Genomic DNA, 19,954 nt, shown 5'->3' with positions numbered 1-19,954 from the left:
CCTTCAGGGGCTGCGCTCCATACGCTCCCGAAACAGCTCATCGATCCGCCGATACTCGTCGTACCAGGAGTCGGCATGGACGAACCCATGCCGCTCCATCGGATACAGCGACATCCAGAAATTTTTCTTGTGCAGTTCGATGAAGCGCTGGTACAGGCGGATCGAATCGCTCGCCAGCACGTTGTCGTCAATCAGGCCGTGCTCGATCAGCAGCGGATCGGCCAGCTTGTCGGCATAGTTGATCGGCGAGCTGGTCGCATACGCCTCGGGATCGATCTGCGGATCGTTGAGGATGTTGGATGTGTACTCGTGGTTGTAGCTGGTCCAGTCGGAGACCGGACGCAGCGCGGCACCGGCAGCGAACTCGCCCGGCGAGCGCAGCAGGGCGATCAGCGTCATGAAGCCGCCGTAGCTACCGCCGTAGATGCCCACGCGCTTGCTGTCCACGCCCTGGTTCTTCACCAGCCATGCCTTGCCGTCGAGCAGGTCGTCCAGTTCGGGGTGACCCATCTGGCGGTAGATCGCGGTGCGCCAGTCGCGACCGTAGCCCTTCGACGCGCGGTAATCCATGTCGAGCACGACGTAGCCGCGCTGCACGAGCAGGTTGTGGAACATCTGCTCGCGGAAGTACGCGGGATACGACAGGTGCACGTTCTGCAGGTAGCCCGCTCCGTGCACGAAGATCACGGCAGGGCGCGATGCGGCTGCCGCAGCGTCGGCCGGCCCGTAGAACTTGGCGTAGATGGTGCCCGCGCCGTGGCTCGACGGCACTTCGACGATTTTCGGCGCGATCCACTCGCGCGCCTTGTAGCCCGGCTTTCGCGTGTCGGTGAGTTCGCGCGGTGCGCCGCCGTCGACGCCAACGGTCGACAACTGCGAAGGCACGTACGGCGACGAGTGCAGCACCGCCAGCGAACGGCCGTCCGGCGACAGCGAGAAATCGTCGAGACTGCCGTACTGCGTGACACGGCGCAGTTCGCCACCCGTCGACGGCACACGGTAGATGTCGTAGCTGTAAGGCGCGACCTTGTTGCTGCGCACGTAGAACGTAGCGCCATCCGGGCTGAGCACCGGGTGGTCGACCTCGAAGCGGCCGGAGGTCAGCGCCGTGGCTTTGCCGCCCAGCGGACGCGTATAGAGCTGCGCAAAGCCGGATTCTTCGCTCAGGTACCAGAGCGTACGGCCATCGTTCAACCAGCCGAAGTCGTTGCCGTCCCAGTTGATCCAGGCCTTGTCGGTCAGGCGGTGCTGGCTGACCAGCGTGTGCCTGCCGAAGTCGACCGTGGCGATCCAGCGGTCTTTGTTGTCGATCGCGCGGAGCTGCACGGCGACGTTATGGCCATCGTCGCTCCAGACGATGCCCGGGCTGTATTCACCGTTGACGATGACCGGGCGTGTCTTGGGTGCGGCCAGCGCGTCGGCGCGGTCGTTCTTGCCGTCCTTGCGCAGCGCGGCCACGGTCTTCGCGCGCAGGTCGGCCAGCGGGTCGTCGCCGATGCCGGGCAACGTCTTCGTGTCGAGGTCGTAGCTGGTGTGCGTGCGCAGGTCGAGCAGACGCAGCGACTGCGGCGCGGGGTCGCTGCGGCCGACGTACGCGCGCGTCGCTTCAGGCTCGGCGTAGCCCGAGTCGGTCACGTAGTGGGTGAGGTCGGCGATCTTGCCGGCGTCCGCATCCTTGGCCTGGGTGACGACGAGGAGCCAGTGGCCGTCTGGCGAGAGCGAGGTATCGGCGACGCTGACGTTCTTGCCCAGCCAGAAGGGCGCGGGCGCACGACCGGGGTCGGCGGCGGCGAGGGCGTCCTTCTCGGCCTTCATTGCCGCCTCGTCGGCGCGCAGACCGCGCAGGGTGGAGAACAGCTTTTGCTGATCGTCTTCGAGGTCGTCGGAGGTCTTTGCCCTGGGGTCGTCCTTTTCCTCGAGCACCGCCGCTTTGCCAGCGGGGCCACCGGCAACGGCATAGGCGAACCAGTCGTTGCCCGCGCGGAAAGTCAGCAGGCGGCCATCGAGGGAAAAGCGCGGCTGACTTTCGGTCGCTTCGGTACGCGTGACCTGCACCGTGGCGCCCGTGCCAAGGTCGCGGAGAAAGACGTCACCGTGGCGGATGAAAGCGGCATGGCGATGGTCGCGGTCGAACACCAGCTTCGTGCCGTCGGCATTCGCCGCTGCCCTCGGATCAAGGCGCTCCGGCACTCCGCCGTTGGCGCCGACGCGGTAGAGGTCGCGCACCGGCGTGCCGTGGTGTTTCAGCGAGTAATACAGCTCGCGGCCATCGACACCCCAGTACGCGTCTTCCACCGCCGGCCCGATCCAGTCCGGGTCCGCCATAATCGTCTCCATGTCGAGCGGAGGCAGCGGCGGCGCGGCCAGCGACGGCGCGGCGGCAAAGGCGGTGAGCAGGGCGGCGGCAAGTACACGCATCGGGCGAATCCCGGGAATGGCAAAGCGGACGAGCATAACCCGCCAGCCACCCCTTTCGGCACGGCGAGTCCCCCGGGCCGGTTTGCTACGCTCGACGCCTTCCCACCCTGGAGTCGATCCCATGCGCGCCTTTGTCCCCCGCCTGCTCGCCGTGAGCCTGTTCGTCGCCTGCGGTGCCCATGCCGCCACGAGCCAGGCCCCCGCGACGCCGAAGCGCATGGTCTCCGAAACCTTGGCCGGCCAGCCGGTCAACGACCCGTACCGCTGGCTCGAGAACCCCGAGGCCGCCGACGTCAAACAGTGGATCGATGCCCAGAACGCCTACACCGAAGCCACCATCGGAGCGATGCCGCTGGGCAAGGCGCTGAGCGCCCGCGTGCGCGAACTGGCGATCACGTCGACCACGCGCAGTTCGCCGACGCTCGCCGGCGGCACCCTGTTCTACTTCGAAAACACCCCGCCGCAGGCACAACCGCTGCTGGTGGCGAAGGCGTGGCCCGATGGTCCGACGCGCACGCTGGTCGACCCGAACCAGGGTGACGGCGGTACCGCGATTACCGAATACTGGCCGTCGCCCAGCGGCAGGTACCTGGCCTATGGCACGGCGGAAGGCGGCAGCGAACTGACCACCATCCACATCCTGGACACCACGACCGGTAAGGCGTTGCCCGACCTGCTGCCCCTGGCCGGCGGCGGCACCACACCGCAGGCGCTCGCCTGGGATGCCGATGAGAAGGGCGTGACCTACGCGCGTTTCGAGACGCCCGCCGCGGGCCAGGCGCTGCGCGAGTTCGACGCGGTGCTCGCGCATCACACGATCGGCGAGGCCGCCACGAAGGACCGCACCGTTTTCGGCAAGGGCTACTCGCATGTCGCCGAGTACATCCTGCTCGAGGGAAAGGGAGGTGCGTCCACCGCGCTGCTCGCCAATGAAGGCGACGGCGGTCCGGCGGAGGTGTACCTGCGGCAGGGCAAGGCTGAGTTCAAGCGCGTGCTGGGCCGCGATGCGGACGTGCGCTCCGCCGCGTGGGTCGGCGACCGCCTGATCGTCGTCGCTTTCGACGATGCGCCGCGTGGCAGACTCGTCGCCGTCGGCGCCGATGGCAAGCGCAGCGATGTGCTCGCCCAGGGTGACGGTGCGATTCAGCGTGTCTCCGCCATGGGCGACGGGTTTCTCGTCGTGCGCAGCGCCGGCCCCGACTGGTGGGCCGATCAGTACGACGCGAAGGCCACCCTGATCCGCCGCGTGCCGTTGCCGGCGACCGGCATCACGATCGGCGGCGTCGCTTCAGAAGCCGGACAGAACAAAGCCTTGCTGAGCTACGGCGGCTGGACCACCCCGACCCGCTGGGCGGAGTACGACGGCGCCAGCGGCACGTTGAAAACCGTGTTCGAGGTAAAGCCCGCCGCGGACTACTCGAAGGTGAAGGTGTCGCGCATCGACGGCGTATCGAAGGACGGCACGAAGATTCCCGTCACCGTGATTTCGATGGATGGGATCACCCCGAACGGCAAGCGGCCGACCATCCTCTACAGCTATGGCGGTTTCGGTCTTCCGGTCACGCCGGGCTTCGTCGGCGCGAACCTGGCCTGGCTGGAGCGTGGCGGCGTGCTCGCTTACGCCAACATTCGCGGCGGCAACGAATTCGGTGAAGCGTGGCACGAGCAGGGCCAGAAGCAGCGTAAGCAGAACGTGTTCGACGACTTCTACGCCGCTTCTCAGGCGCTGATCGATACGAAATGGACCGACCGCGGCCACCTGGGCATCCTCGGCGGCAGCAACGGCGGCCTGTTGATGGGCGCCGCGCTGACGCAGCATCCGGAGCAGTACCGCGCCGTGGTCGGCGCCGTCGGCATCTATGACGTGCCGCGTCACGAGACGGCTTTTGCGAATGGCCCGTACAACGTGAGCGAGTACGGCAGCACGACGGATCCGGTGATCGCGAAGGCGATGCTGGCGTATTCGCCGCTGCACAACGTCAGGGCGGGGACGAAGTATCCGGCGGTGCTGCTCACCACGGGCGCCAACGATCCACGCGTCGCGCCGTGGCAGTCGCGCAAGTTCGCCGCCGCGTTGCAGGATGCCTCGACTTCCGGTCAGCCGGTACTGTTGCTCACGCGGATGAACGCGGGGCATGGTATCGGTGCGCCTTTCAGCCAGCGGGTGGGTAATGCGGCGTTACAGTTGACCTTCTTTGCGACGGAACTGGGGCTCGGCGAGTAAGCGTTCTCCAACGGGGCTGGCTCCCACCGGGTAGCCAGCCTATCCTTGCGAGGCGGCCAGGGGAGGCCGCCTCAAACAAGGATGCCTGCGTGATCGTGTCGGACCTGTTCACCCTGCCCGCTTTCGTGGCCTATCTGGCCCTGGGCGTGTTTTATTTCGTCGCCTTCGTGGTGACCTACATCTGGATCACGCCGCAGCGGGAGATGGCGCTGATCCGCGAGGGCAATCTCTCGGCGGCGATCAGCCTCGGCGGTGCGGCCATCGGCTTCGTACAGCCACTGGCGAGTGCGATGGCGCACAGCGTGAGCCTTGTGGATCTCGCCCTCTGGGGTCTGGTCGCCTGGGTCGTCCAGTTGTTGACCCACCTCGTCCTGCGCCTCGTCGTGCGCGATCTGCGTGGCCGGATCGAAGCGGACGTCCGCTCCGTGGCACTGTTCGTGGCGATCGTGGCGGCCTGTGTCGGCACGCTCAACGCCGCGGCGATGACGTACTGAGGACGGCTCATCATGTCCGAACGTCCTGAGTCCGATCGTCCTGTCAAACCGGCCTCCTGGTCCATCGATCTGCCGCGCGGTTATAACGCTCCGACACGCCTCACGGAGGAGCCGTTGACCCGGCGCCGGTCGGTTGCGATCGCGCTGGGCCTCTTGGGTGCGACGGTGGCCGGCTATGCCGCCTTCGGCGGCAAGGATGTCCAACGCAACAGCTACGCCTCGCTCGAGGACTGCGAGCACGACTACGCCACCGGGCAGTGCACTCAGGACCAGCCCGTGTCGGGAAGCGGCGGTGGCCATTCGGCCGGCTATCACTACTACGGCCCCTGGTATCGCAGCGACTGGCGCGGCAACGCGTTCAAGGGTGACCCGGGTCCGGGGCGCACCGTTGCGGGTGGCGGCGGCTTCGCCGGCCACGGCCCGACCGGCTTCGATTTCGGCAGCCGCGGAGGCTTCGGCTCGAGCGGACGCGTCTCGGCGCGGGGCGGCTGATGCGCCGCGAGACCATCGTCCCTCGCAAGGACTGGCAGACGCACGTCGAAGCCATCGGCTTTGGTTTTCACACCATCGACGGCAAAACGTACTGGCGCGAGGATGCCTGCTACGTCTTCGACGAAGCGCAGGTCGACGTGCTCGAGAGCGCGACGGCCGAACTGCATGCCCTATGCCTCGAAGCCGTCGACCGGATCGTGCGCGACGGCCGCTACGCCGAGCTCGGTCTCGATGACCGCGCCGCGCGCCTGATCGAGCGCAGCTGGTTCGATCGCGACCCTGCGCTCTACGGGCGCATGGACCTGTCGTACGACGGCAGTTCCGCGCCGAAGCTGCTCGAATACAACGCGGATACACCGACGTCGCTGTTCGAAGCCTCGGTCGTGCAGTGGTACTGGCTGGAAGAAGTCGCCTCCGACGCGGATCAGTTCAATTCGATCCACGAGAAGCTGATCGATCGCTGGCGCACCGTCGGAGGTGGACCGCGTGTGCACTTTGCGGCGTGTTACGACAACCCTGAAGACGCGACCACGAGCGACTACCTCGTGGACACCTGCCGGCAGGCCGGGCACGACGTGCAGGCGCTGGATATCGAGGACATCGGCTGGTCGGGCAAGGCATTCATCGACCTGGCCGACCGTCCCATCGACCGGTTGTTCAAGCTGTACCCGTGGGAATGGCTGATGAGCGAAGCGTTCGCGCAACACATTCCCGCAAGCGGCACGCGCTGGCTCGAGCCACCATGGAAGATGCTGCTGTCGAACAAGGCGATCCTGCCGCTGCTGTGGGAGTTCTTTCCGGAGCATCCGAATCTTCTCGCAGCGAGCAGGCGGCGCGAAGACATCGTCGGCGCGGCGGTGGCCAAGCCTTACTGGGGTCGCGAAGGTGAGGGCATCGCGGTGCTCGATACCCATGAGCGCGGTGCGCAGACGCCGCTTACCGTGTATCAGGCGCTCGCACCGCTGCCGGTATTCCAGGGTCGGCACGCGTTGGTCGGTTCCTGGGTGATCGGCGATGAGCCGGCCGGCATCGGCATCCGCGAGGATGACGACCGGATCACGCGCAACACCAGCTGCTTCGTGCCGCATCTGTTTCGTTGAGGGCGGTTACTCGAAGGGGCGACGCTCTGATGGGAGCCAGCCCGCGCAGGTGTCACGTACCGGCGGGCAACACCCGGTCGAGATACGCCTGCAATGCCTCGGCCTGCGCGGCAGCAAGGACGCCCGCCACATAACCGTCCGGCCGGATCAGCATGGCCGCACGATCCGGCACACCGTAAAAGGCGGCGAACTGACCGAGATGGTCATCGAACTCCAGTCCGGGTCCGATCCGGTGGATGTGCATACCGGCGCGTGGAGCGAACGACGCCGACCCGCTCACCAGCAACGTCCAGTGCGTTCCCCTGAAAAGATGAAAGAGCCGGGTGGCGCCGCCACCCGCGCCGCGCACGTTTGCGTCAGGTGCGCGATTCCCCGGTGCAAGATGACTGGCGGCGTCTGACACGAAGGACAGCGGCGATTCGGCGTAATCCAGATCCAGCTGCTGTACCTCGCGGCCCCGGCGGTTATCGCCTTTTTTAAATCCCTCGAGCAGACGCGTGGAAAGGCCCAGCATCCCGGCGGCGATCGGGCGACGCTCGGCCTCGTAGGTATCGAGCAGCGACCCGGGTGCACCGCGAAGCACGGCCGACAGTTTCCAGCCGAGGTTGTAGGCATCCTGGAGACTGGTATTGAGGCCCTGTCCGCCGGTCGGCGGGTGGATATGCGCCGCATCGCCTGCGAGAAATACGCGGCCGTCGCGATAGCGATCCGCCAGCCGCGCGTTCATGGTGTATGCCGAGGCCCAGGACACCGAACGCAGCACGATGTCCTCACGACCCGTCGCCTCGACGACACGGCGAGTCAGCCCTTCGGCGGAAAGATCGATGTCGCCTTCGAGCGGAATGGGGCCCTGAATCTGGAACAGTTCGCTGCCCGCAAGCGGACAGATGCTGAGTTGCTTACCATCACCGCCGTCGAACCGATGCCAGACGTCGCGCGACAGACCTTCCAGAATCACGTCGGCCACGATCGCTCTCACGCCCAGTGTCTTACCGGGAAAGTCGATGCCCAACGCACCGCGGACGAAGCTTCGTCCGCCGTCGCATCCGATCAGATAGCGGGCGCGGATGACCTCGTCGCCCCGTTCGCTCCGCACGGTGGCTTCAACGCCCGTGTCAGTCGTCGCGAAGCCGGTCAGCTCCACACCGAATTCGACCGCCGATCCGAGCTCGAGAAGACGCTCGCGCATCAGCGTCTCGGTGAGGAACTGCGGAACCATCAGCGGCAGCCGATACGGCTCCGCTGGCGTCGGGGGGTGATCGGCCCCGACCATTTCCTCGTCGACGAAGGAGCCGTCGGCGGCGTACTTACGCACCGGAGGATAGACGCCGCCCGTCGCCATGGCCCGGTCCAGGAGGCCTAAGTCTTCGAAGACCTCCAGGCTGCGCGGCTGAATACCCTTGCCACGGGATCCCTGGAAGGGCGAGGGGAGCTTTTCGATCAGACGAAAAGCGATGCCACGACGGGCCAGATCGATGGCCAGGGTCAGCCCGGCCGCTCCGGCACCGCAGATCAGAATTTCAACGGAATCACGCATGAGGAACCTCCGAATCGTGTGCAATATGCACATATCGGACGCGAGGCTAAGCTTGCACCAAAGAAAGTGCAAGATACACATATCTCGTCAGATCCAGGCGTCCGCGCGTATCTGGCGTCGACGCCGATCAATCTCCTGGGGAATATCGGGGCTGGTAGGATTCGGAGTCTTCGAATACCGGAACACCTCATGCTGCCTACCGTCGAACAGGAAACCCGTCCATCGCCCGCCTGGTCGGTGATCTGGCTGCATGGGCTCGGCGCGGACGGCAATGACTTCGCGCCGATCGTGCCTGAGCTGGCCGATCCATCGTGGCCGGCGATCCGCTTCGTGTTTCCGCATGCGCCGGTCAGGCCGGTGACGGTGAACAACGGCGTGCCCATGCGCGCCTGGTACGACATCAAAGGCTTGTCCATCGCGGACAAGCAGGACGCCGAAGGCATCCGCGCTTCTATCGACGAGGTCGAGGCGCTGATCGCCCGTGAGGTCGAGCGTGGCGTGCCCGCATCGCGGATCGTGCTGGCCGGCTTTTCGCAGGGCGGCGCGATGGCGTTGTCGGCAGGCCTGCGTCATCGCGAAGGTCTCGCCGGCCTGCTGATTCTTTCGGCCTACCTGCCCCTGCACGACACCATCGAAGCCGAGCGCAGCGGCGCCAACCACGCCACGCCGATCTTCTGGGGCCACGGCAGCGCCGACCCGGTCGTGCCGATGGCGCTCGGCGAGCACTCGCGGCAGGTGCTCGAGCTGCTCGGCCATCGCGTGGACTGGCACAGCTATCCGATGGCTCATCAGGTGAGCCTGCCGGAGCTCGTCGACATCCGCGCCTGGTTCTCCGGGCTCTTCGCCAACGCGTGATCCCGCGCGCGTCGGCGCGTGCGGGCATCCGGCATACTCGCCGCATGTCCGCCGCCCCTACCGACTCGACCCAGGGCTTGCGCCCTCCGTCGGCGCCTCTGCCCGACTTCTGCAGCCTGCCGCTGCTGTTCGCGTTGCTGGTGGTCGGGTCGCTCACGGTCACCCTCATGTGCCTGGCACCCGGCAGCCACGCCGACTGGCGCGACTACGGCACGGCGGTGCTTTTCACCAGCTGGCTGTCGGTCCTGCTGACGGTGGCGCTGTGCAAGCTGCGGCCGTGGATGCAGCGTCTTCCCGGGATGCTGCCGTATGCCGCGGTGTGGCTCGTACTCGTCATGCTGGTGGCGGCGAGCGCCGCTCTGCTTGGCTGGGTCGACCACAGCATCAGGACAGGCATGACGCCGGCGTCCCGCACCGGCTTCGTGCGCGACGCCAGCATCGCCACGGGGTTGCTCGGTGCCGGCTTGCTCCGCTACTTCTACGTCGTCGCGCAATGGCAGGCCCGGGTCGCCGCTGCCGCACAGGCACAGGTCGCGGCGCTGCAGGCACGCATCCGCCCGCATTTCCTCTTCAACAGCATGAATGCGGTGGCCGCGCTGATCCGCGTCGATCCCGACGCGGCCGAACGCACCGTCGAGAACCTGGGCGAGTTGTTCCGCGCGGCGCTGGGCAGCGATCATCATGCGGTAGGCACGCTGGGCGACGAGTGGACGCTGGTCGACCGTTATCTCGAGATCGAGTCCCTGCGCCTGGGCGACCGGCTGCGCGTCGAGCGCGACATCGACGTACCCGCCGATCTGCCGTTGCCTCACCTGCTGCTGCAGCCGCTGGTCGAGAACGCGGTTCGTCATGGCGTGCAGCCCAGCCGCACCGGTGGAAGCATTCGTCTTGCCGGACGACGTGTCCCCGGTGGCGTGGAGATCGTGATCGAGAACTCGCTTTCCGATGCTCTGCCGACGCCCGGTACGGGGCATGGCCTGCGCAACGTGCGCGAGCGCGTCGCCTATCATTTCGGCCAGCGCGCCAGCGTGCGTGCGGAACAGCGCGAGGGCCATTTCATCGTCACCGTTTTTCTGCCGGAGTCCGCGCATGCGCGTCCTGATCGCCGATGACGAGCCGCTGGCGCGCGCACGCCTGAAGGCGTTGCTGGCGCCACGCGACGACGTGGAAATCGTCGGCGAGGCCGCCGACGGCGATGCGGTGATCGCCGCCTGCGCGTCGTTACGACCGGACCTCGTGCTGCTCGATGTGGAAATGCCTGGCTTGTCGGGTACCGCTGTCGCCGTGCAACTGGCCACGCTCGTCGAGCGTCCGCAGGTCATTTTCTGCACGGCCTACGAGCAACACGCGCTGAGCGCTTTCGACCTCGGTGCGACCGACTACGTGCTCAAGCCCATACGTGCTGAGCGTCTGGCCGAGGCGCTGGACCGTGCCGCGATGCGCACGGTACGTGCCCCTCAGCCGTCGCGTAACGCGTGGCTCCGCGCGCGCAGCGGGAACGACGAGGTCCGTGTGGCACTCGACGACGTGCTCTATCTCCTCGCCGACGAGAAGTACGTCGCCGTGCATCATGGCGGCGGGATGTGGCTGATCGACGAGTCGCTGCGCCAGCTCGAGATCGCGCATGGCGAGCGCCTGGTCCGCCTGCACCGCAACTGCCTGGTGCCGCGGACGCGCCTGATAGGTCTGAAGACACTGACGGACGGTCGCGTGATGGCGCGCCTGGCCGGTACCGAGGTCACACCCGAAGTCAGCCGGCGCAACCTTCCCGCGGTGCGCCAGCTGCTTCGCGCGGAGGCCGGCTGAGGCCGCGTGACACGTCGCCGCGCTGCACGCCGGGTTGGATTGCGGGACAATCACGCTTTCGACCGAGCCAGCGCCAGGATCCCATGACCGCACCGCTTCGCATCGCCACGCGCAAGAGCGCGTTGGCCCTCTGGCAGGCTGAACACGTGGCCAGCCTTCTGCGCCAGGCGCATCCCGGCCTGGTGGTGGAACTGGTTCCGCTTTCCACGCGGGGTGACGAGATCCTCGACCGTTCGCTGGCGACCATCGGCGGCAAGGGCCTGTTTCTCAAGGAGCTCGAAGTCGCGATGCAGGACGGTCGCGCCGACATCGCCGTGCATTCGCTGAAGGACGTGCCGGCCGAGCTCGAACCCGGCTTCACGCTGTCGGCGATCCTGCCGCGTGCCGATGCCGCCGACGCTTTCATCAGCAACGACTACGCCACGTTGTCCGACCTGCCGAACGGCGCCCGGGTCGGCACTTCGTCACTGCGGCGTCAGGCACAGCTGCGCGCCGTCCGCGGCGACCTCCAGCTGCTCGACCTGCGCGGTAACGTGAATACCCGACTGGCCAAGCTGGACGAGGGGCATTACGACGCCATCATCCTCGCCTGCGCAGGGGTCGAACGTCTCGGCCTCGGCCATCGCATCACCGCACGCCTGGCCAGCCCGGACTGGCTGCCCGCACCGGGGCAGGGTGCCATCGCGGTGGAATCCCTCGCCAGCGACACACGCGTCAACGAACTGCTGGCCGTACTGACGGATGAAGACACGCTGCTGGCCGTCAACGCGGAGCGCGCCATGAACGAGCAGCTGGGTGGCAGCTGCGCCGTGGCCATCGGCGCATGGTGCGTGGTCGCGGAACACGGCCTGACGTTGCACGGCATGGTCGGCAATGCGCTCACGGGCGAGTTGCTGCATGCGCAAGCCGACAACGCCTCGGACGACCCGGTCACGCTGGGCCACGAAGTGGCGGCGATGCTGATCGGCCTGGGTGCGGACGAGTTTCTGAAACCGCAGCGCTAGCGGCGGCTGACGCTGGCTGATGCTGGCTGCCGCTGACGCTGGCCGCCGCTGACGCTGGCCGCTGCTGTTGTAGGAGCGCGCCTTGCGCGCGAAAAGCCAACGAAGCGAAGATGCGGCAAGGCTACCGCTTCACCGCTCCGTTGGCTTTTCGCGCGCAGGGCGCGCTCCTACAAAAAGGCGCGCTTCGCTTAGAAGTTGTAAACCAGGTTAGTCGTCGTCAGCTTATCCGTGCTGACGGTACCCGGCTGCGTGTCGCTGTTGTAGCGGATCTGGTAGCCGATCTTCAGCGCCAGCTTCTTCGTCATGCTGACCGAGAGGCCGATGTCGTTCTGGTAGTACTGGTTCTTCGAGCCCGCTTCCACCAGCAGCGTGTCTTCCAGCGCCGTGTTGTCGGTGAGGCGGTACTTCGCGTTGATCAGGCCACGGCCGACCACTTCGCTTTCGGCGTCGGGCTTGTATTCCTCGGTCGCCGCGGTGCCATCGGCATTCAGTACCGGCGTGCCGTCGGCGTTGACCAGATCGCGGGTCGACTTCGCCGGCTGGTAGCGCTTGAAACCGGGACCGATTTCGAAGGACAGCTCGGCTTTCTCGTTCTTCAGAGCGATATAACCGTAGCCGACCGACACGATGCCCTGCCAGAGATTGGCGCCGAAGTCGTCGTGCTCGTAACGCGCCGCCGTGACGACGTAGCTGCGCGGGTCGAACTTGTAGCCCACCGACGCACCGGTGTCGTAACGGTTCGCCGTGGTGCTGAACTGGTTGTTGCCGTTCCCGTCATCCACTTCGCCCTTGGAGCGCAGGCCGTTGAGGTAGAAGTTGTTCTTCCACAGCTCGTTTTCCTGGTTGAATCCGATCTTGGCGTTGGCATTTTCCGAGCGGGAGTTGCCCCGCGAGGACGCGAAGCCGAATTCGCCGTTGCCGGTCCACCCGCCGTTTTTCGCGGCGTCGGCGTTCTGGTCGGGGGTGGCAGCCGGATTGGCGGTCGCGTCCTGGGCCGACGCGGTGAACGGCAGCGCGGCAAGGACGAGCGTGGCGAGAAGGAGTTTTTTCATCGTCTACCCGTAGATGGAATGGAAGGTGGCGTCAGCCGTGAACCCACTGTGCGTAAGCCCGGCCATAAAGCCGCTGCTCGAGACATTGACCGATAATGCAGCTTAACGCGGCCAGACCGGCGGCCACCGGCAGCAGCGGTCCCGCGGGGTGCGAAACGAGCAAAACACAGGGCAAACCGACCGAGAGCACCGCGACGGTGAAGCGCCAGGCCAGCAACGAGACCGCCGTCCGCCCCCTCGTGAAGTACTCCGTGGCACCGCTCTCTTCGGCAAGCTGGCGCAGGGCGCGCCAGCGCATGCCCTCGACGACGCCCAGTGCCAGCGCCACCGCGAGCAGCGCGAGTCGCCAGGGATTGAGCGGATTGATCGGGACCTCGCTCTGCAGCGCGACGCAGAGCCAGAACCACAGGCCGCCGGCGAACAGCGCCGAAACGGTGCGGCCCAGGGGCAGAGCGTTGGCAACCGATGCCACGGACACCGGCAGATGGCGTGAGGCACCTCGCGCCGTATAGACCAGCGTGGCGAGGCTGCAGAGCATCAGCGCGGCGCCTGCCAGCCGCGTCGCCCAAAAGTCGTTGCCACCCCGCGCCAGCCCGGCAAGCGCCAGCATCGGCAGGTAGTTGGCCATGGCCACCATGCCCTCGGCCGTGGGCATCATGCGCTTCACCGGGTCCCAGCCATGCCACGCCGGCGCGAAGGGCAGACGCAGGCACGTGGCCACGAGGCCGAGGCTTACCAGGACCAGGCCGATCGAGAGCGGCACCAGCACCTCGCCCCGACCGTCCGGATACAGGCCGAGCGCCAGGGCCGTGCCCAGCACCATCCACAGGCCATAGCCGGCCGCCATCGCGGTCTGGACGACGACACCGGGCGTCGAGAACAAGCTCTGGACGGGCGTGACTTCGCCAGGCCGGTCCAGGGGATCCAGCGCGACGGAAGGGGCGTCGTTGGGTTCCGCCATGGTCGGGGAGGGCCTTCGGCGAATCGCAAAGCAGCATTTTTGCGCCTTATGGCGCCCGGCGCAAACGGGCCTGTCGCGGCGCCCGCGAGACTCCCTTGCGGACGGCCCCCGGCGACGCCATGCTTGGCCTGCGTAGATACGGGCGTCACGCCCGCGCGGACACACTTTCCGAAGCTCCATCCTGCCGGCGACACACATGGACCGCTACGAGCGCATTCTCACCCTGCACCGACTCCTGAAGTCCGCCCATTACCCGGTACCCCTGTCCCGGTTGATGGACGAGCTGGAGTGTTCACGCGCCACGCTCTACCGCGATGTGGCTTTCCTGCGCGATGCGCTCGGCGCGCCCGTGCAGAGCGTCGCAGGCGAGCAGGCGTCGTTCCGCTACGAGGCGGGCGAGGGCGATTCGTTTGAATTGCCCGGCTTGTGGCTGACCAGCGACGAGCTGGCCGCCCTCATGGCGCTGAACGAACTGATCGGCCGCTCCGACCCAGGCGTGCTCGCCGGCGCGCTGGCGCCGTTCAAGGCGCGCATCGAACGTCTGCTGTCCGATCACGGCAGCGGCAAGGCGCTGCCGGTCGATCGCATCCGGGTGATTTCCTGGGGCGCGCGCAAGATGGACCAGCAGGTCTTCCGCATCGTCGCGGGTGCCACGCTGGAGCGACGTCAGGTCAGCTTCCGCTACCGCGCGCGCACCACCAATTCCGACACGAAGCGTACGGTCTCGCCGCAGCGCCTGACCCACTATCGCGACAACTGGTACCTCGATGTCTGGGACCACGACCGCGAAGCGCTGCGCAGCTTCGCTGTCGACCGCATTGCCGACCCGCAGGCGCTCGACGCGAAAGCCAGGGATGTCGAGGACGCCGAGCTCAACGACCTGCTCGCGTCCAGCTACGGCATCTTCGCCGGCAAGCCGAAGGCCTGGGCGACCATCCGCTTCTCGTCGCATGCCGCACGCTGGGTGGCCGACGAGCACTGGCACTCGCAGCAGAAGGGCGAATGGCTGGGCGACGGCCGTTACGAGCTCAAGGTGCCGTACTCCAACTCCCGCGAATTGCTGATGGACGTGCTGAAGTACGGTCCCGACGCCGAGATCGTCGCACCGCTGCCGTTGCGCGAAGAAATGAAGATCCTGCTGCAACTGGCCTTGTCCGGTTACCAGAACGGTTCGAATCACTCCCACTGAGCGCCGCCGTTACATGAGTGACTTCGATATCGCCGAAACCGGCGCCCTGCCCGCTCTCAGCACCGAACCCCGTAAACCCCGCGTCGCGCTTGCCCTCGGGGCGGGCGCGGCCAAGGGTCTGGCCCACATCGGTGCCATCGAGGTCCTCGAACAGCGCGGCTTCGAGATCGTCGCCATTGCCGGCACGTCGATGGGGGCGCTGATCGGCGGCATCTACGGCATGGGCAAGCTCGACATCTATCGCGACTGGGTCTCCACGCTGGCCCGCTTCGACGTGCTGCGTCTGGTCGACTGGAGCTTCTCCGGCGGTGGCTTCATCAAGGGCGACCGGATCATGGCCGCCCTGCGCGAGCTGATCGGTGAGGTCAATATCGAGGAGTTTCCGATCGCCTATACGGCGGTGGCGACCGACATCGACCGGGAACGCGAAGTCTGGCTGACCCGCGGTCCGCTGTTCGACGCCATACGTGCATCGATCGCCATTCCGACGCTGTTCCGGCCCTATACGCATGAAGGTCGCCGTCTGGTCGATGGCGCCTTGCTCAACCCGTTACCCGTCCTGCCGTTGATGCGCGAGGAAGCCGATTACGTGTTCGCGGTAAGTGTCGATGGCGCGGCTGAAATGCAGAAACCGCCCGAGAAAAACGTCACCGCCGTGCCCGATCATGGCTATACGGCGAAGCTGGGTCGGCTCTTCGGCAGGGTGTTGCCCGCCGGCGACGGCAAGCCGAAGCTCAAGGACCCCGGCGCGTTCGATCTGATGACCCAGTCGATGGACCTGATGCAGGCCAATCTGTCACGGTTGCGTCTGGCGGCCTACCCGCCCGACCTGCTGATCGAGATCCCGCGTAACGTGTCCACGGTGTACGAGTTTTACCGGGCGCGCGAACTGATCGAACTCGGCCGCGTGCGTACCGAGCAGATGCTCGACAGCTGGCAGCCGCGGCACCTGCACCTCGGCTAGAGTTCTTCGGTACGCGTGACCTTGGCGCGGCGCATGAGCCACGCCACGCCACGCAGGTCGGCAAGGCCGACCCAAAGGCGGTCCAGCATGCCGTACTTGGAGGTGCCCGCCGTACGCGGACGATGACCGACCGGCACGCTCTGGCTGGCAAACCCCGCACGTTTCACCAGCGCCGGCAGATACCGGTGCATATGGTCGAAATAGGGCAGCCGCATGAAGGTCTCCCGCTCGAACAGCTTGAGGCCGCAGCCGGTATCCGGGGTGCTGTCCTTGAGCATGCGCGAGCGCACCGCGTTGGCGACCCTGGACGAGATCCGCTTGTTGAAGCTGTCGCGACGGGTCACGCGCCATCCGGCAAACAGCTTCAGATCCGGTGCCGCGCCCGCCCGCGCCTCGAGCAGCTTCGGAATATCGGCCGGATCGTTCTGGCCGTCGCCGTCGAGCGTGGCGATCCACGGCGCGCGCGCGTTGCGCACACCGTTCCAGACGGCCGTGCTCTGGCCGCTTCGGGTAACGTGGCGAATGATCCGCAGCTCCGGGTACTGAGCGCGGGCGGCGGTCAGCACGGCGACGCTGTCATCGGTGCTGTCGTCGTCGACATAGATGATCTCGAAGTCGATCCGGCCACGCAGTGCCGACGCGATCTCGGCGAGGAGGGGCGGGATGTTGTCGCGCTCGTTGAAGACGGGCACGACCACGGCGAGGTCGGTCATCGCTTTTCCGGGGCTGGAGGATTCGGGGCGGCATTATCGCCCAAGCGGCGGCCCATGGGGCCGCGAAAGCGACCGTTCGTTCAGATCTGGCCGACGCTGGGAGCGACCGGCCCCTCGATGGCCTCGCGCCAGCCGCGGGCCACGGCGTCCATGGTGTTGCGGCTCGCGCCTTGCGCCATCACCACCAGGGTGCCGCCGCTCAGGGCGATCTGCCGGCCATCCCAGCCGTCGCGGTGGAAGTCGCTGTCGGCATCGCTCATCTTGCCCGGCATGTAGAGGGCGACCACGGGCTCGTCGTTCATCCGCGTCACCAGATGCACCGCGGGATACGGCCCCACGGTGCAGTCGTGCACATAGGTGACGCCAGCGGGCGCGGGCCCCTTCAGATGAGCGGAACGGCCGATAAATCCGGCTTCGACCTGGGCGTCGGTCATAGGGCGAGTCATGTTCAGGGAGTCCATTTCCCAGGGCATGTGCGCCACGGCGAGCGCGGGCAGTGAGGTGCCATCCATGTGACGCCACACCAGGCCGACACCGCCGAAGGCGATCAGGACGGATGCCGCCATGGCCATCCACGACCGGCGTCGGCGCACCTGTCCGCGACGCTCGTGGGTCGCATGGGCGAGCAGAATGCGATCGGCCAGCCCGTCGGGCACGGGGATACCCGCCAACGCCGCTTCGAAGTCGTCCTCGAAACGCTGCGCACGCTGCCAGAACGGGGCGCAACCCTCGTCGCAGCTGTCACGATGCGCCAACAGGTCGGCATCGCGGGAACGCGGTTCGGCGGTGATCCGGCGGCGGAAGTCGAGGCAGTTCACGTCCGTCCCCCTTCGGCCGCGGCACGTCCGCCAAGCATCGCCTTGAGGCGCTGACGGGCACGAAACAACTGGGTCATGACCGCACCCGGCTGTTGCTGGGTGGCTTCGGCGATCTCGTCGCAGCTCATCCCGCCCAATACCTGCATGGCCAGCGGCTCCCGATATTTTTCAGGCAGTTTCAGCATCGCGTCGCGCACCTGGGCGGCGTCGCCACTCCGTTCGGGGCTGGCAAAGGCAGCATCCTCGGGGACGCTGTCGTCCAGCTCCACCGTGTCGAAACGTTTGCGCTCGTAGAGTCGGGCATGCTCCCGGCGAAGGATGGTAATCAGCCACGGCTTGGCCGATTCCGCGTCACGCAGAGCGTCGAGGTTCTTCCACGCGCGCAGGAAGGTCTCCTGGACCAGGTCCTGGGCGACGGTTTCGGAGCGCGACAGCCAGAAGGCGAACCGGTAAAGGTCGGCCGACAGGGCGCGCACCATGGCTTCGTACTGGCGCTGCTTCGGGTTCACGTCCTTATGGACCGGAGGCATACGGATTTCCTTTCAGGCCGGCCGCTCAGCGGACCTTCGTCAGGATGCCGTCCAGCTCGTCGAGGCTGTGGTAATGAATGACGAGCTTGCCCTTGCCGCCGCGACCGTGCGCCAGCTCGACACGGGTGGCGAAGCGCTCGGCCAGCTCGCGCTCGAGGTTGGCGATGTTCGGGTCGACCGCGTTGGTTTTGGCCTTGCCCTTCGGCGCCAGCTGGGCCTTGCGGGCCGCTTCTTCCAGTTCGCGCACGGTCCAGCCGTGGCGTGCCGCCTCGAGCGCGAGCGGCTCGGCAATGCTGGCGGGCAGGGTCAGCAGGGCGCGGGCGTGGCCCATCTCGAGCTTGCTCTGGTCGAGCAGCTGCTTGATCGACTCGGGCAGGTCGATCAGGCGCAGGAGGTTGGAGACCGCCGCGCGCGACCGGCCCACGGCATCGGCCGCCTGCTGGTGGGTCAGGTCGAACTCGTCGATGAGGCGCTGAAGTGCCTGGGCTTCCTCGAGCGGTGTCAGCTCCTGGCGCTGGATGTTCTCGATCAGCGCCATGGCCAGCACGGACTGCTCGGGCACGTCCTTCACGAGCGCCGGGATCTCGCTCATCGAGGCACGCTGGGCAGCGCGCCAGCGGCGCTCACCGGCGATCAGCTCGTAGCTGTTCTTGCCGATGGCGCGGACGACCACTGGCTGGATCAGGCCCTGGGCCTTGATCGAGGCGGCCAGTTCGTCGAGGGCTTCGTCGTTCCAGTGCCGGCGCGGCTGGTACTTGCCCGCCTGGATCTGATGGATGGGCAGCGTACGCAGCTCGCCTTCCTGCTCGATCACCGAGGGAGGCGCCTCCGGACCGGTGCCGCCGCCAAGCAGGGCATCCAGGCCACGGCCGAGACCACGTTTCTTAGGTGCTGCCATGGGGGTTCCTCAGGAAGTCGTCGGGGCGGCGTCGGAGGCGCCGGTCGCCGCTTCGTCGACAGCGGGCTCCGCGGCGACGTCGCCGCCGGCCGCCGCGTGGCGGGCGCGCTCGCGGCGGATGATCTCGCCGGCAAGACCGATGTAAGCGATGGCGCCGCGCGAACCGCGGTCGTACAGATGAATGGGCTGGCCGTGGCTGGGCGCCTCGGCAAGACGCACGTTGCGCGGGATGATCGAGCGCAGTACCTGGTCGCCGAAATGCTGGGTCAGCTGGGCCGACACCTCGTTACCGAGGTTGTTGCGCACGTCGTACATGGTCCGCAGCAGGCCTTCGACCTCGAGCTGCGGATTCAAGCGCTGGCGCACGGCCGAGATGGTGTCGAGCAGGCTCGAGAGTCCCTCGAGCGCGAAGTACTCGCACTGCACGGGAATCAGCACGCCGTCGGCGGCGGTCAGCGCGTTCAACGTCAGCAGGTGCAGGGACGGCGGACAGTCGATGATGATGGTGTCGTAGTTATCCGACACCTTGCCCAGCTGTTCTTTCAGGCGGTGCTCGCGCGCCAGACCGTCCATCAGCTTCAGCTCGGCGGCGGTGAGGTCGCCATTGCCCGGAAGAAGATCGAAGGCGGCTTCGGTACGGACGAGAACGTCGGCGATACCGACCTCATCGAGCAGCACTTCGCAGCCATTGGGCTTGGTTTCGTACTTGTCCACGCCCGAGGCCATGGTCGCGTTGCCCTGCGGATCCAGGTCGACGAGCAGCACCTTACGCTTCGCGGCGGCCAGGGCCGCGGCAAGGTTGACGGAGGTGGTGGTCTTGCCAACGCCGCCCTTCTGGTTAGCGACTGCGATGATGCGGGCCATGGGCTGTGGTTCGCTGCCGTGCGCGGAAAGGGCGT

General features: G+C 66.8%; 19 protein-coding genes. 10 read left to right on the top strand and 9 right to left on the bottom strand.

Annotated features, from left to right (window positions below; genetic code table 11):
- Window positions 1-3: 3 nt before the first annotated feature.
- A complete protein-coding gene (locus B5X73_RS10015; protein WP_079521663.1) occupies window positions 4-2,418 on the bottom strand; it encodes a S9 family peptidase in 2,415 nt (804 codons plus the stop codon).
- Window positions 2,419-2,539: 121 nt separating this feature from the next.
- Between B5X73_RS10015 and B5X73_RS10010 the strand changes: the two genes are divergently transcribed.
- The 4 genes from B5X73_RS10010 to B5X73_RS09995 all read left to right on the top strand — a co-directional run bounded on the left by B5X73_RS10010 (window position 2,540) and on the right by B5X73_RS09995 (window position 6,728).
- Complete coding sequence (locus B5X73_RS10010) at window positions 2,540-4,642, top strand: prolyl oligopeptidase family serine peptidase (RefSeq protein ID WP_079521560.1); 2,103 nt, start codon at window positions 2,540-2,542, stop codon at window positions 4,640-4,642.
- Between the two features lie 89 nt (window positions 4,643-4,731).
- The gene (locus tag B5X73_RS10005; protein ID WP_217699762.1) at window positions 4,732-5,136 is read left to right on the top strand and encodes a DUF350 domain-containing protein; all 405 of its coding nucleotides are present in this window, start codon (window positions 4,732-4,734) and stop codon (window positions 5,134-5,136) included.
- Between the two features lie 12 nt (window positions 5,137-5,148).
- Window positions 5,149-5,628: a hypothetical protein gene (locus B5X73_RS10000; RefSeq protein ID WP_079521559.1), complete on the top strand. Its 480-nt coding sequence runs from the start codon at window positions 5,149-5,151 to the stop codon at window positions 5,626-5,628.
- Complete coding sequence (locus tag B5X73_RS09995) at window positions 5,628-6,728, top strand: glutathionylspermidine synthase family protein (protein ID WP_079521558.1); 1,101 nt, start codon at window positions 5,628-5,630, stop codon at window positions 6,726-6,728. The genes B5X73_RS10000 and B5X73_RS09995 overlap by 1 nt, the downstream gene beginning before the upstream one ends.
- A 52-nt stretch (window positions 6,729-6,780) precedes the next feature.
- Here B5X73_RS09995 and B5X73_RS09990 read toward each other — a convergent pair whose 3' ends face one another.
- Window positions 6,781-8,265, bottom strand: coding sequence for an FAD-dependent oxidoreductase (locus B5X73_RS09990; protein ID WP_079521557.1), 1,485 nt, complete (start codon window positions 8,263-8,265; stop codon window positions 6,781-6,783).
- Between the two features lie 189 nt (window positions 8,266-8,454).
- Here B5X73_RS09990 and B5X73_RS09985 point away from each other — a divergent pair, with 189 nt between their 5' ends.
- The 4 genes from B5X73_RS09985 (at window position 8,455) to hemC (ending at window position 11,930) form a co-directional block, all read left to right on the top strand.
- Window positions 8,455-9,120: an alpha/beta hydrolase gene (locus tag B5X73_RS09985; protein WP_079521556.1), complete on the top strand. Its 666-nt coding sequence runs from the start codon at window positions 8,455-8,457 to the stop codon at window positions 9,118-9,120.
- Window positions 9,121-9,164: 44 nt separating this feature from the next.
- Window positions 9,165-10,232, top strand: coding sequence for a sensor histidine kinase (locus B5X73_RS09980; protein WP_079521555.1), 1,068 nt, complete (start codon window positions 9,165-9,167; stop codon window positions 10,230-10,232).
- The gene (locus tag B5X73_RS09975) at window positions 10,210-10,926 is read left to right on the top strand and encodes a LytR/AlgR family response regulator transcription factor (RefSeq protein WP_079521554.1); all 717 of its coding nucleotides are present in this window, start codon (window positions 10,210-10,212) and stop codon (window positions 10,924-10,926) included. Before B5X73_RS09980 ends, B5X73_RS09975 begins: the two co-directional genes overlap by 23 nt.
- Window positions 10,927-11,009: 83 nt before the next feature.
- Complete coding sequence (hemC, locus tag B5X73_RS09970; RefSeq protein ID WP_079521553.1) at window positions 11,010-11,930, top strand: hydroxymethylbilane synthase; 921 nt, start codon at window positions 11,010-11,012, stop codon at window positions 11,928-11,930.
- Between the two features lie 188 nt (window positions 11,931-12,118).
- Here the strand turns inward: hemC and B5X73_RS09965 are convergent, their stop codons facing one another.
- Both B5X73_RS09965 and B5X73_RS09960 read right to left on the bottom strand, forming a co-directional pair.
- Window positions 12,119-12,982: a DUF481 domain-containing protein gene (locus tag B5X73_RS09965; protein ID WP_079521552.1), complete on the bottom strand. Its 864-nt coding sequence runs from the start codon at window positions 12,980-12,982 to the stop codon at window positions 12,119-12,121.
- Between the two features lie 31 nt (window positions 12,983-13,013).
- The gene (locus tag B5X73_RS09960; protein WP_079521551.1) at window positions 13,014-13,943 is read right to left on the bottom strand and encodes a hypothetical protein; all 930 of its coding nucleotides are present in this window, start codon (window positions 13,941-13,943) and stop codon (window positions 13,014-13,016) included.
- A gap of 196 nt (window positions 13,944-14,139) precedes the next feature.
- Here B5X73_RS09960 and B5X73_RS09955 point away from each other — a divergent pair, with 196 nt between their 5' ends.
- Both B5X73_RS09955 and B5X73_RS09950 read left to right on the top strand, forming a co-directional pair.
- Entirely contained in the window at window positions 14,140-15,132 is a 993-nt protein-coding gene (locus B5X73_RS09955) for a helix-turn-helix transcriptional regulator (protein ID WP_036108893.1), read from the top strand.
- 13 nt (window positions 15,133-15,145) lie between these two features.
- Window positions 15,146-16,096, top strand: a complete 951-nt coding sequence (locus B5X73_RS09950; RefSeq protein ID WP_079521550.1) for a patatin-like phospholipase family protein — start codon at window positions 15,146-15,148, stop codon at window positions 16,094-16,096.
- Here B5X73_RS09950 and B5X73_RS09945 read toward each other — a convergent pair.
- The 5 genes from B5X73_RS09945 to B5X73_RS09925 form a co-directional block, all read right to left on the bottom strand.
- Window positions 16,093-16,809 (bottom strand): glycosyltransferase, encoded by a 717-nt coding sequence (locus B5X73_RS09945; RefSeq protein WP_036108895.1) that lies wholly within the window; start codon window positions 16,807-16,809, stop codon window positions 16,093-16,095. The genes B5X73_RS09950 and B5X73_RS09945 overlap by 4 nt on opposite strands.
- A gap of 80 nt (window positions 16,810-16,889) precedes the next feature.
- Window positions 16,890-17,627: a DUF3379 family protein gene (locus B5X73_RS09940; protein ID WP_079521549.1), complete on the bottom strand. Its 738-nt coding sequence runs from the start codon at window positions 17,625-17,627 to the stop codon at window positions 16,890-16,892.
- The gene (locus B5X73_RS09935; protein ID WP_051943113.1) at window positions 17,624-18,157 is read right to left on the bottom strand and encodes a sigma-70 family RNA polymerase sigma factor; all 534 of its coding nucleotides are present in this window, start codon (window positions 18,155-18,157) and stop codon (window positions 17,624-17,626) included. The genes B5X73_RS09940 and B5X73_RS09935 overlap by 4 nt, the downstream gene beginning before the upstream one ends.
- A 25-nt stretch (window positions 18,158-18,182) precedes the next feature.
- Window positions 18,183-19,055, bottom strand: a complete 873-nt coding sequence (locus B5X73_RS09930) for a ParB/RepB/Spo0J family partition protein (RefSeq protein ID WP_036108901.1) — start codon at window positions 19,053-19,055, stop codon at window positions 18,183-18,185.
- 9 nt (window positions 19,056-19,064) lie between these two features.
- A complete protein-coding gene (locus B5X73_RS09925; protein WP_043696923.1) occupies window positions 19,065-19,919 on the bottom strand; it encodes a ParA family protein in 855 nt (284 codons plus the stop codon).
- Window positions 19,920-19,954: the final 35 nt, after the last annotated feature.

It is taken from the genome of Luteibacter sp. 22Crub2.1, assembly GCF_900167995.1.
Lineage (GTDB): Bacteria > Pseudomonadota > Gammaproteobacteria > Xanthomonadales > Rhodanobacteraceae > Luteibacter > Luteibacter mycovicinus.
This window is presented reverse-complemented; position numbering and strand designations above follow the sequence as displayed.